The organism is Chryseobacterium sp. HNCC26DJ241 (assembly GCF_057180505.1).
The window spans coordinates 27,649-39,930 of sequence record NZ_JBXUGL010000021.1 but is presented as its reverse complement, the minus strand read 5'-3'; the positions used below and the strand labels follow the sequence as shown (position 1 = coordinate 39,930).

At 32.8% G+C, this 12,282-nt stretch carries 14 protein-coding genes; 13 read left to right on the top strand and 1 reads right to left on the bottom strand.

Going from position 1 to position 12,282, the window contains the following annotated elements; all coding sequences use genetic code 11:
* The first annotated feature begins 75 nt into the window (after nt 1–75).
* The 3 genes from AC2A1C_RS10785 (at nt 76) to AC2A1C_RS10775 (ending at nt 2,702) form a co-directional block, all read left to right on the top strand.
* On the top strand, nt 76–1,035 hold the full coding sequence (locus tag AC2A1C_RS10785; protein WP_484025718.1) for a PhoH family protein: 960 nt from the start codon (nt 76–78) through the stop codon (nt 1,033–1,035).
* A 265-nt stretch (nt 1,036–1,300) separates the two neighbouring features.
* On the top strand, nt 1,301–1,822 hold the full coding sequence (locus AC2A1C_RS10780; protein ID WP_484025717.1) for a hypothetical protein: 522 nt from the start codon (nt 1,301–1,303) through the stop codon (nt 1,820–1,822).
* Between the two features lie 235 nt (nt 1,823–2,057).
* A complete protein-coding gene (locus AC2A1C_RS10775) occupies nt 2,058–2,702 on the top strand; it encodes an outer membrane beta-barrel protein (RefSeq protein ID WP_484025716.1) in 645 nt (214 codons plus the stop codon).
* 78 nt (nt 2,703–2,780) lie between these two features.
* On the opposite strand, the gene ffh is transcribed toward AC2A1C_RS10775, so the two are convergent.
* Complete coding sequence (gene ffh / locus AC2A1C_RS10770; protein WP_484025715.1) at nt 2,781–4,148, bottom strand: signal recognition particle protein; 1,368 nt, start codon at nt 4,146–4,148, stop codon at nt 2,781–2,783.
* A 196-nt stretch (nt 4,149–4,344) separates the two neighbouring features.
* On the opposite strand from ffh, the gene AC2A1C_RS10765 reads away from it, so the two are divergent.
* From AC2A1C_RS10765 to AC2A1C_RS10720, 10 genes are all read left to right on the top strand, one after another.
* Nucleotides 4,345–4,890, top strand: coding sequence for a transposase (locus AC2A1C_RS10765; protein WP_484025714.1), 546 nt, complete (start codon nt 4,345–4,347; stop codon nt 4,888–4,890).
* A gap of 88 nt (nt 4,891–4,978) precedes the next feature.
* Nucleotides 4,979–5,251 (top strand): AtpZ/AtpI family protein, encoded by a 273-nt coding sequence (locus AC2A1C_RS10760; protein ID WP_484025713.1) that lies wholly within the window; start codon nt 4,979–4,981, stop codon nt 5,249–5,251.
* Complete coding sequence (locus AC2A1C_RS10755; RefSeq protein WP_484025712.1) at nt 5,241–5,609, top strand: hypothetical protein; 369 nt, start codon at nt 5,241–5,243, stop codon at nt 5,607–5,609. Before AC2A1C_RS10760 ends, AC2A1C_RS10755 begins: the two co-directional genes overlap by 11 nt.
* Nucleotides 5,610–5,672: 63 nt before the next feature.
* Nucleotides 5,673–6,800 carry a F0F1 ATP synthase subunit A gene (gene atpB, locus AC2A1C_RS10750; RefSeq protein ID WP_484025711.1) on the top strand — a complete coding sequence of 376 codons (1,128 nt, stop codon included), beginning with the start codon at nt 5,673–5,675 and terminating at the stop codon, nt 6,798–6,800.
* Nucleotides 6,801–6,890: 90 nt separating this feature from the next.
* Nucleotides 6,891–7,085, top strand: coding sequence for an ATP synthase F0 subunit C (gene atpE / locus AC2A1C_RS10745; RefSeq protein ID WP_484025710.1), 195 nt, complete (start codon nt 6,891–6,893; stop codon nt 7,083–7,085).
* A gap of 108 nt (nt 7,086–7,193) precedes the next feature.
* Complete coding sequence (locus AC2A1C_RS10740; protein WP_484025709.1) at nt 7,194–7,694, top strand: F0F1 ATP synthase subunit B; 501 nt, start codon at nt 7,194–7,196, stop codon at nt 7,692–7,694.
* 4 nt (nt 7,695–7,698) lie between these two features.
* Nucleotides 7,699–8,238: an ATP synthase F1 subunit delta gene (atpH, locus tag AC2A1C_RS10735; RefSeq protein WP_484025708.1), complete on the top strand. Its 540-nt coding sequence runs from the start codon at nt 7,699–7,701 to the stop codon at nt 8,236–8,238.
* A gap of 18 nt (nt 8,239–8,256) precedes the next feature.
* A complete protein-coding gene (atpA, locus tag AC2A1C_RS10730) occupies nt 8,257–9,834 on the top strand; it encodes a F0F1 ATP synthase subunit alpha (protein ID WP_484025707.1) in 1,578 nt (525 codons plus the stop codon).
* An 88-nt stretch (nt 9,835–9,922) separates the two neighbouring features.
* Nucleotides 9,923–10,786 (top strand): ATP synthase F1 subunit gamma, encoded by an 864-nt coding sequence (gene atpG, locus AC2A1C_RS10725; protein ID WP_484025706.1) that lies wholly within the window; start codon nt 9,923–9,925, stop codon nt 10,784–10,786.
* 122 nt (nt 10,787–10,908) lie between these two features.
* On the top strand, nt 10,909–12,267 hold the full coding sequence (locus AC2A1C_RS10720) for a hemolysin family protein (protein ID WP_484025705.1): 1,359 nt from the start codon (nt 10,909–10,911) through the stop codon (nt 12,265–12,267).
* The last annotated feature ends 15 nt before the right edge of the window (nt 12,268–12,282 follow it).

The window sequence follows — 12,282 nt, the reverse complement described above, 5'->3', positions numbered from 1 at the left end:
GGAAAAGTAAAATGAGTTTTATTAAATTTTTATTCTAAATTTATCCTATTAAACTAAAATTTTACGAATAGATAGATGTTTGAACTAAATTATGAGATTGCCGGCATTGATGCCAAAACATTTTACGGGGTAAATAATCAGTTTTTCAATGTAATAAAATCCAATTTCCCGACCCTGAAAATTACAGGAAGAGACCACTATATTTTTGCAATGGGTACTCAGGAAGCGCTTGATATCCTAAAACTGAAACTTGATGATATAGTAAATTTTATTTCAAAAAATAATTCAATTCAATTGAAAGATATTGAGAATATTCTTAATATTAAAAGTGAAGAAGAAAAACAGTTGGTTTTCGATCAAGATATTATTGTAAAAGGAGTAAATGGAAAAATAATAAAAGCAAAAACCACCAATCTGAAAAAATTGGTAAAAGAGGTGGAAAAAAAAGATATGGTTTTTGCTATCGGTCCGGCAGGTACAGGAAAAACGTATACAAGTGTAGCTTTAGCGGCAAAAGCGTTGAGAGATAAGGAAGTTAAACGCATTATTCTTACAAGACCTGCTGTTGAAGCCGGAGAAAGCCTCGGATTTTTGCCGGGAGATTTGAAGGAAAAATTAGATCCGTATTTACAGCCTTTATATGATGCGCTTCGTGATATGATTCCCCATGAAAAACTCGAAGGTTTTATGGAAAAGAAAGTGATAGAAGTGGCACCTCTTGCTTTTATGAGAGGGCGTACTTTGGATGAAGCCTTTGTAATTCTTGATGAAGCGCAAAATACTACTCATTCCCAAATGAAAATGTTTCTAACCAGAATGGGAATGAATGCCAAATTTATTATTACTGGTGATCCAAGTCAGGTGGATTTACCCTTAAAGCAAAGATCAGGACTGAAGGAAGCGATGCGTATTCTGAAAGATGTTTCAGAAATTGGTTTTGTGCACCTAACGGAAGAAGATGTAGTAAGACATCCGGTTGTAAGGAAAATTATCAATGCCTACGGAAGAGAAGAAAAAAGATTAAGGGAAGAATAATCCACTTTTCCACATTAAGCTATATTGTAATAATTTATGAAATCGTTAATGAAATTTAGATTGGATTATTGTTTTTTCAAAAAATAATAATTTTCTTTTAAGTAGGATTAATACTATTGTTTTTATTTTTTGTTATATAACATAATAATTTAGTTTCATCTTATTTTTATATTAAAATTGGACATGATTTTTTGCATATTGTGGAAAATTTGTGAATAAACAAAATATTTATATATTTGCACAGTAATTTTAATTTTAAATAATCATGAAGAAATTATTTTTAGTTGGTGCTTTGGCACTTTTCGGAGCGATGAATGCTCAAAAATCTGAATCTACTTCTGGAGCTACTGCAAAAGGAAAATGGGTAGTAGAAGCTAACACTGGTTCTTGGACTACAGGTGGAAATACATCTTTTAGTCTTACTTCTCAAGATGGTAATACTTCTTGGAATGTAGGTGCAGAAGGTGGATATTTTGTAATGGATAACTTGGCTATTAAAGCTGGTTTAGGTTATGGAGATACAGGTGTTAAAGGAGTTGATGGAAAGTTTTCTTATAAATTAGGAGCTCAGTATTACATCAATGGAAAACTTCCTGTAGGTGTTGATTTTACAGGTTGGAGCATGGGTGACTATAATGCAAGTTTTGTAGGTTTAGAAGGTGGTTATGCATGGTTTGTGGCACCAAATGTAGCATTAACTCCAAAAGTAAGATACAATTTGACATTGGATGATAAAAAAGCAGAAAGTGCTTTCCAAGGTTTAATAGGATTCTCTTTATTTTTCTAAGAGAACTTAAATTAGATTTAATAAAAAACGCATCTGTAAAGATGCGTTTTTTTCTTTTCTAGGTTAATGGTAATGATTGGAAAATGTAAAAATAGAAACCTCAAAATTAGTTCTCATATAAAGAATTTTTCTGAATTTTGGATAAGTAAAAAGCGAATTTATTATATGACCAAAATCATTTTTAGTCAAAATAATTACTTTTATCTTTGTACCTCTTAAAAATTAAACAAATTTTATGAAAAAATTATTTTTAGTAGGTGCATTAGCGCTTTTCGGAGTAATGAATGCTCAAAAGAATACTTTATTGGTTGGTGGTAATATATCTTATCAAAATTCAAAGACTACTTCTAATGTTTCTGTTTTAGGTACAAATGTAAGTCAAGAAGCTAAAGCAGATGAATTCTCCTTTAATCCAACAGTTGGATATCAATTTACGGATAATTTTACTGCGGGGGTTAGATTTGGAATCAATACTTTGAAAGGAACTGGAACGGTAACTTATTCCGGAACTACTTACAATGTAGAAACAAAAGAAGATAACTTCTCTTATGGAGTTTTTGGTAGATATACAATGCCATTAAATGAAACGTTTGCCGTTTACGGAGATTTAGATGTATATGCTACTAATGGAAAAACTAAAACTCCGGATTATTCAGGATCAACAATTACATATTCTGAGTCAAAAACAAATGGTTTTGGTGTAATGTTTACCCCAAATTTATTCATTAATTTCAAAAATTCTTTCGGATTGAACTTCAATATTGGAAGTTTAGGATATGAGCATAGTAAAGTAAAAGATTTGGATGTTAAAACAAACACTTTTGGGTTTGGGTTCGGAAAAGGAGTTACTGTAGGTATTTCTAAAAACTTTAAACTTTAATAGTTAGTTCTATTTTAAGTATACAAAAAATCCTGAGAAATTTCTCAGGATTTTTTTATTTCAATTTTTTAGAATTTTTTACTTTCCAAAAAGACTTCCGCCCATTCCCGGCATATTTGGCATTCCTTTGCTCATCATTTGCATAAGCTGTTTTCCTTGAGAACCTTGCATCATTTTCATCATTTTTCCCATTTGGTCAAATTGCTTCATCAATTGGTTTACATCTTCCAGTTTTCTTCCTGAGCCTTTTGCGATTCTTTTTTTACGGTTCATATCAATAATGGAAGGCCTTCTTCTTTCATCTGGTGTCATGGAATGGATGATGGCTTCAATATGTTTGAAAGCGTCATCATTAATATCCACATCTTTGATGGCTTTTCCGACTCCCGGAATCATTCCCATCAAATCTTTCATATTTCCCATTTTTTTGATTTGATTGATTTGTTTCAAGAAATCATCGAAACCAAATTCATTTTTTGCAATTTTTTTGTGAAGTTTTTTTGCTTCTTCTTCATCAAATTGTTCCTGAGCTCTTTCTACCAAGGAAACAACGTCTCCCATTCCAAGGATTCTGTCTGCCATTCTTTCGGGATAGAAAAGATCTAAGGCTTCCATTTTTTCTCCTGTGGAAATAAATTTGATTGGTTTTTCTACAACGGAACGAATGGTTAAAGCAGCACCACCTCTTGTATCACCATCTAATTTTGTAAGAACGACTCCATTGAAATTCAATGCATCATTGAAAGCCTTTGCAGTATTCACAGCATCTTGTCCGGTCATAGAATCCACTACAAAAAGTGTTTCATCCGGTTTTATGAAATAATGAACAGATTTTATTTCGTTCATCATTTGTTCATCTACAGCCAAACGTCCGGCTGTATCTACAATTACAACATCAAAACCATTTTGTTTTGCATGGTTTACTGCGTTTTCGGCAATTGCAGAAGGATTTGTGGCGCCTTCTTCAGTGTAAACAGGAACATTAATTTGTCCTCCTAAAACTTTCAACTGGTCAATAGCGGCAGGTCTGTAAACATCACAAGCAACCAAAAGTGGTTTTTTATTTCTTTTTACTTTTAGATAATTGGCTAATTTTCCTGAAAAAGTAGTTTTTCCTGAACCTTGAAGACCGGCAATCAAAATAACGGCAGGTTTTCCGGAAAGATTGATTCCTTCCTGTGTTCCTCCCATTAAATCTACCAATTCATCATGAACAATTTTTGTCATCAATTGTCCCGGAGTCAGGCTCGTAAGAACGTTTTGTCCTAATGCTTTATCCTGAACTCTTTTGGTAAGGTCTTTCGCAACTTTATAGTTCACGTCGGCATCTACCAATGCACGACGAATTTCCTTAACGGTTTCTGCTACGTTGATTTCCGTAATTTTTCCGCGCCCCGAAATATTATGAAGCGCTTTATCCAATTTATCCTGTAAACTGTTGAACATATCTTTAATTTATGGATTGCAAAAATAAGGAATTATTTACGGAATTAAAATTGAAATTGCAATCTGTTTATTTTGTTAATTTTGAATGATTCGTAGAGACGCGATTTATCGCGTGTCAAAAAACATAAAACAAATAAAGTGTAAAGATTCAGGACGCGATTTATCGCGTATCAGGATCATATATAAATTACAATCAATGCAAGATAAATTTCAAAATGAATTTAATCGAAATTCAGCAAGATTAGAATCATGGAACTATTCTTCAGGTGCATATTTTATTACGATCTGTACCCAGAATAAAGTAAATTATTTCGGAGAAATTATTGATGGAAAAATGCATTTGTCAGAAGAAGGTAAAATTGTTTTCACTGTTTGGAAATTAATTGTTGAAAATTTTGATTTTGTAGAATTAGGAGAATTTATAGTAATGCCTAATCATTTTCATGGAATTTTGTCGATGAAAGTAAAAGATAAAAAACGGAATTATAAAAATATAAATCAAAAAAGTGAAGGAAAAGGAGGTTTTTCAGGATACAAAAATCCTATGTTGAATGAAAATGTATCGAGAGTAATACGATGGTTTAAAGGTAGATGTACATTTGAAATAAGAAAAATTAATTCTGAATTTGCTTGGCAAAGCAGATTTCACAATCATTTGATTCGGAATACAGAATCTTTACGGAAGATTGAAAGCTATATTATTCATAATCCGGAAAATTGGGATCAAGATTCTTTAAAATAAATTCGTTTTCCTATTTCTTTCCGACACGCGATAAATCGCGTCTCTACATTACCAATATTAATTATTACTTTTGCAAAAAATCAAAAATATGTCGGAAGAAAATCCTAACGAGCAGGAATTCAGTAAAGAAGACAATGAAAAATTTGAAAAAAATAGTTTTCGCCAATATGGAATTTATTCGGCTGTCGTTTTTCAGATGCTTGCGACAATGGGACTTTCATTCTGGGGTGGAAAAAAACTAAATGATTACTTTGAAATTAAAAATAATCTTCTCACAGTGGGAGTTGGTTTGCTTGGAATGAGTCTCGCTTTTTACAATCTTTTAAGACAACTGAAAAATATTCAGAATAATGAAAAATAATTTTATTTATATCGTTTCGTATTTTTTAATGTTCATGATTCATTTTATCATCTGGCAAACGATGGTAAAAAAATTTGAAACCACCTTTGTAAAATATTATCTGTTTCTTACTCTTTTATTTATGATGGTAATTACCATAATGTCCATTTTCAAAAAAATATATCCGGATTATTTAGGTTTTGCATTTATGGGATTGGTTTTGTTTAAACTTACGTTGATGTTTATCATTATGAACAAACTGAAATTAAGTACCATTCCCAACTATAAAATTCATTTTATTTTGCCTTATCTTATTTCGTTATTTCTGGCAACTTTGTACTGTATAAATCTGATTAAAAAAGATGAAAAAAATCAGTAAACGGCTATTTTGTAATTGGTTTTTTTATTCTATTTTTGCAAAACTTAAAAAAGACATATATCAATGCTTAAAAGAGTAGTACTTTTAGTCGGTTTTTTATCTTTATTTTCAACATCTTTCGCACAACACGGAACGGCGCAAGTTCCTGAAAAGAAAGAAACTGAATTAGTTTCAGAAAACCTGTCTGAAGCAGACAAGGAAAAAGAAGAAAACCAAGAATATATCAAGCATCACCTTTTAGATGCTCATAGCTTTGATATAATGATGACGAAAGATAAAGAAGGTAAAGAGCATCATATTGGTTTTCCTCTTCCGGTTATTTTTTATGATAAAGAAAATGGAATTCAGACTTTTATGAGTTCTGAATTTCATCATAATGAAAATGGAGTAGTAGAAAAAAATGGTAAGTATTACAAACTTTTTCATGAGAAAATCTATAAAACAGATGCAGCTGGAACGATTAAGTTGAACGATCACGGTCATGCGGAAAATGAAAAAGTATTAGATCTTTCCATTACAAAAGGAGTTTTGATGATCTTGATTACTGCTTTATTGATGTTGTGGATTTTCGGATCAATGGCGAGAAATTACAAAAAATCTTTGGTTCCTTCTGGTGCAGGAAAATTATTTGAACCTCTTATTATTTTTGTTAGAGACGAAATTGCAAAACCGAATATCGGTCCAAAATATCAAAAATATATGGGTTATCTTTTAACCGTGTTTTTCTTTATTTTATTTTTGAATGTTTTCGGTTTACTTCCTTTCGGAATTAATGTTACGGGAAATCTTGCAATTACTGCTGCTTTAGCAATATTGACATTCATTATTACTCAATTCACAGCAAATGCAAATTATTGGAAACATATTTTCTGGATGCCGGGTCTTCCTGTTCCGATGAAAATTATTATGATGCCGATTGAACTTATAGGTTTGTTTATTAAACCTTTTGCATTGTTGATTCGTCTTTTTGCAAATATGTCAGCGGGACACATCGTGATGATGTCGTTAATCGCAATGATCTATGTATTTAAGAATATTGTTGCAGGTGTTGCATTTCCGCTTTTGACATTTGTAATCTATTTGTTAGAAGTTTTGGTTGCATTTTTACAGGCGTATATTTTTACGATGCTTTCTGCGGTGTATTTTGGAGCAGCAAATGAAGAGCATCATCATGAAGAAGCACATCATTAAAAATAAATGATAATCGATAAATAATAAATTAATCATCAATCATCATTTATCAAATTATAAAAAGAAACTAATTTTTTAAAATTATATATTATGGAAATGCCTAAAATCGTTGGTGCAGGTTTAGTAGTAATCGGAGCAGGTATCGGTATCGGAAAAATCGGTGCTGCTGCTTTGGAAGGTATGGCTCGTCAACCTGAACAATTTGGTAAATTACAAACAGCGATGCTTATTGCAGCTGCTCTTGTTGAAGGTCTTGCATTTGCAGCTTTATTTGCTGTAAACTAAGATTTTCGGTCAAAAAACAATTACTGATCGATAACGGTTGGTTACGATCAGTAATTTTTAAAAAATTAATAAGAAAATAATTTAATTATATAAAAGACATATTTCTATATGGAAAATTTATTAGAACAATTTTCATCAGGTTTATTTATCATCCAGACTGTTATTTTCCTTATTCTTCTTTTTGTTTTAGGAAAATTTGCATGGAAACCGATCCTGAATTCCATCAACGAAAGAGAAGTGACTATTGTAGATTCTCTTAATCAGGCTAAATTGGCAAGACAGGAAGTTGAAAATCTTAAAGCTGAAAACGAACACATCATCAGAGAAGCGAAAGTGGAACGTGATGCTATTCTGAAAGAAGCAAGAGAGATAAAGGATAAGATTGTTGGTGAGGCAAAAGATGTTGCTAAAGCTGAAGGTGATAAAATGATTGAACAAGCTAAGCAAACGATTCAGGCAGAAAAATCTGCGGCAATGGCAGATATCAAAAACCAAATTGGTTCTCTTTCTGTAAATATTGCAGAACAAATCTTAAAGCAAAAGCTTGATAATACGGAAGCTCAAAATGCTTTAGTTGAAAATATTCTTAATAAATCAACCTTAAACTAAGAAAATGCTTTCATCAAAAGTAGCAAAAAGATACGCACAAGGTTTACTTGAATTTTCTCTGGAAACCAACTCTGTAGATGTTATTTTCGGGGAAATGAAGGATATAATCAAAATAATGGATCAGAGTAGAGAACTGAATTCATTTTTTGCAACACCTTTTGTGGATGTGAAGAAAAAATTAGCAGCTTCTAATCAGATTTTTGCAAATTTTTCCCAGACTGCTAAAAATTTCATCGGGCTTATCATAAAGCAAGGCCGTGAAACACAGCTGAAGAACATTGCTCAGGAATATATCAATAAAGTAGAAGATTTGAAAGGTGTACAAAGAGTTATTCTTACTTCTGCTACACAGCTTTCTCAGCAAAATATTGAAAATATTCTGAAATCTACTCATCTTGTAGATCACAGTAAAAATTTTGATCTTAAAACCAATATCAATCCGGATATTCTTGGAGGATATATTTTGAGAGTAGGAGATCAGCAAATAGATGCTTCTGTAAAATCAAAATTAAGTCAGCTTAAAAAAGATTTTCAATTAAACTAAGATAAAAACAACCATATAATGGCAGAAATAAATCCGGCTGAAGTTTCAGCTATTTTAAAACAACAATTAGCCAACTTTGATACTCAATCAAACGTTGAGGAAGTTGGAACAGTGCTTACAATTGGAGACGGTATCGCTCTTGTATACGGATTGGAAAATGTTCAGTACGGGGAATTGGTAAAATTCCAAAGCGGTATTGAAGGAATCGTTCTTAACCTTGCAGAAGATAACGTTGGGGTGGCTCTTCTTGGAGAATCCAAAAACGTAAAAGAAGGAGATACGGTAAAAAGAACTAACACAATCTCCTCCATCAAAGTAGGAGAAGGTTTATTAGGAAGAGTAGTAGATACTCTTGGTAATCCTATTGATGGAAAAGGACCTGTTTCCGGAGAATTATACGAAATGCCTTTGGAAAGAAAAGCTCCGGGTGTAATTTACAGACAACCTGTAACTGAGCCTTTACAATCAGGTATCGTTGCAATCGATTCCATGATTCCTGTTGGAAGAGGGCAAAGAGAGCTTATCATTGGTGACAGACAAACAGGTAAAACTACTGTTGCTATTGACACCATTATTAATCAGAAAGAATTTTACGATGCAGGTCAGCCTGTATATTGTATATATGTTGCAATCGGGCAAAAAGCATCAACTGTTGCTCAAATTGTACAAACTTTAACAGACAAAGGAGCTTTAGCATATACTGTTGTAGTTGCAGCTAATGCTTCAGATCCGGTTCCAATGCAGGTATATTCTGCAATGGCAGGAGCAGCGATCGGAGAATATTTCCGTGATACAGGTAGACCGGCGTTAATTATTTATGATGATTTATCAAAACAAGCGGTGGCTTATCGTGAGCTTTCTCTTCTTTTGAGAAGACCACCAGGTCGTGAAGCATATCCTGGAGACGTTTTCTATCTTCATTCCAGATTATTGGAAAGAGCAGCAAAAGTAATTGCTGATGATGAAATCGCTAAGCAAATGAACGACCTTCCTGAATCTTTGAAACCAATCGTAAAAGGAGGTGGTTCTTTAACTGCACTTCCGATTATTGAAACTCAGGCAGGTGACGTTTCTGCATATATTCCGACTAACGTAATTTCTATTACTGACGGACAGATTTTCTTGGAATCTGATTTATTCAACTCCGGAGTTCGTCCTGCTATTAACGTAGGTATCTCTGTATCAAGAGTAGGAGGGAATGCTCAGATCAAGTCTATGAAAAAAGTATCCGGTACTTTGAAACTTGACCAAGCTCAATATAAAGAATTAGAAGCATTCGCTAAGTTCGGTTCTGATCTTGATGCAGCTACATTATCTGTAATCTCTAAAGGTGAGAAAAATGTGGAAATCCTTAAGCAGCCGGTAAATTCTCCACTTCGTGTAGAAGATCAGGTAGCAATGGTTTATGCAGGAACTGAAAATTTATTGAGAAATGTTCCAGTAAGAAAAGTAAAAGAATTCATGAAAGAATATGTGGATTTCTTGAGAACTAAGCATCCGGAAACAATGTCAGCAATCAAATCAGGAAAAATCGATAATGATATTACTGATGTATTGAAACAAGCTGCAAACGATATTGCTTCTAAATACAATTAATAAAATTAGTTGATGGTTTTTGGTTGATAGTTGATGGAATTTTCAGAAACTAGCAACCAACAACCGACAACCAACAACTAAATTCTATATGGCAAATTTAAAGGAAATACGAGGAAGGATTACTTCTATTAGTTCTACAATGCAGATTACCAGTGCAATGAAAATGGTTTCTGCTGCAAAACTGAAAAAAGCACAAGATGCTATTGTAATGCTTCGTCCTTATTCGGAAAAACTTCAGGAAATTATTCAGAATGTGAATGCCAATCCGGATCCTGATAATGTTTCTCCTTACGCTGCAAAAAGAGATGTAAAAAGAGTTCTTTTTATTGCAGTTACTTCCAACAGAGGTTTAGCTGGGGCTTTCAATTCTTCAGTTATTAAGGAATTGAACAACAAAATTTCTGAAAACGGAAATGCAGAAGTAGAAATTCTTACTATTGGTAAAAAAGCATATGATTCTTTGAGAAAATCAAGAAAAATATACGATAACCAAAGTGCCGTTTATGATGCCTTAAGCTTTGAAAACGTTTCCAATATCACAGCTTCTGTAATGAGCGAATTCAAAAAAGGGAATTTTGATAGAGTATATTTGGTTTATAACAAATTTATCAATGCTGCTACACAAGAAGTGGTAACAGAGCAGGTCCTTCCGATTGCAATGCCGGAAACTCAAAAAACGGGTGTAAATACGGATTATGTTTTTGAACCAAATGCTAAAGTAATTTTAGATAATTTGATTCCTAAATCCATCAAAACTCAGGTGTATAAAGCAGTGCTTGATTCTGTAGCTTCTGAACACGGAGCAAGGATGACAGCTATGCACAAAGCAACGGATAATGCACAAGCATTGAAAAATGATCTTGTTATTTTCTATAATAAAGCGCGTCAGGCAGCTATTACCAACGAAATTTTGGAGATTGTTTCCGGAGCAGAAGCTTTGAAGGGTTCTTAATCAGAATTTTAAAATATATAAAAAAACCGTTTCTGAAAAGAAATGGTTTTTTGTTTGGAATCATCAGAATTTTATATTTAAAAATTTATATATCTTTGCACAATATTATTCATAATAACTAAATGGACTCGGACGTCGTCAAGCTTTTATTAGCTATATTTCTTGTTTTACTTAATGGCTTTTTTGTAGCCGCAGAATTCTCCATCGTTAAAGTTCGTTATTCGCAGATCCAGCTAAAGGCAGCAGAAGGAAATGCAATGGCAAAACAAGCTGAACATATTATTAAGCAACTGGATTCTTATCTTTCTGCAACACAGCTTGGGATTACATTAGCTTCTTTAGCATTAGGTTGGGTAGGAGAAAGTGCGATGCATCATGTGGTAGAAAATTTTCTGAAATTATTTGGGCTTAGTCTTAGTGAAGCTACCATTACCACAATTTCTTTAGCGATAAGTTTTATATTGATTACGGTTCTGCATATTGTATTTGGTGAACTTATTCCTAAATCTATTGCCATCCGAAAAGCGGAGTCTACAACAATGTTTGTAGCTTATCCACTGCGTTGGTTCACTATGGTTTTCAAGCCATTTATTTGGTTGATGAACTCTATGTCGAACGGATTTTTAAGATTAATCAATATTCCTCCTGCCAGTGAAGCTGATATACATTCTACGGAAGAATTACAGCTTTTGGTAAAACAAAGTGCAGATTCTGGCGAGATAGAGGAAGAAAACTATGAAATTATCAAAAATGCTTTTGATTTTACCGATCATTCTGCAAAACAAATTATGGTTCCAAGGCAGAATATTCTTTCAATAGATATTGATGATGACAAATATGAAATCTTAAAAGAAATTTTAGAGTCGGGATATTCCAGAATTCCTGTGTATAAAGACTCAATCGACAATATTATCGGAATTTTTTATACGAAAGAATTCATAAGAGAATATATAAAGCATAAAGACGATTATGATAATTTTGATATTCGCTCTTTAATGCGTGAGCCTTTCTTTGTAGTCGGAAGTAAGAAAATTTCAGATTTGTTGAAAGTTTTCCAATTGAAAAAGCAGCATTTAGCTATTGTAATTGATGAATTTGGAGGAACAGAAGGAATTATCACCCTTGAAGATATTTTGGAAGAATTGGTAGGGGAGATTCAGGATGAAGAAGATGAAGAAGAAAATATTGTAGATAAAGTAGGAGATAATGTTTTTTGGGTGAAATCTACCAATCCTTTGGATGAAATAAATGATGAGCTTCCAAAAGCCCTTCAATTATCAGAAGATGGCGATTACAATACACTTTCAGGATATATTATGCACAAATTAGCAGATATTCCCGAAGAAAATCAGGAATTTAGAATTGACGATTATGAATTTAAAATTCTGAAAATGAATAATAAAAGTGTAGAACTGGTTGAGCTGATCTACGATCCGAAAGATATTATTGATGAAATCTCCGAAGAAATAGGAGAAATCTAAATCTCAAAAGATTCA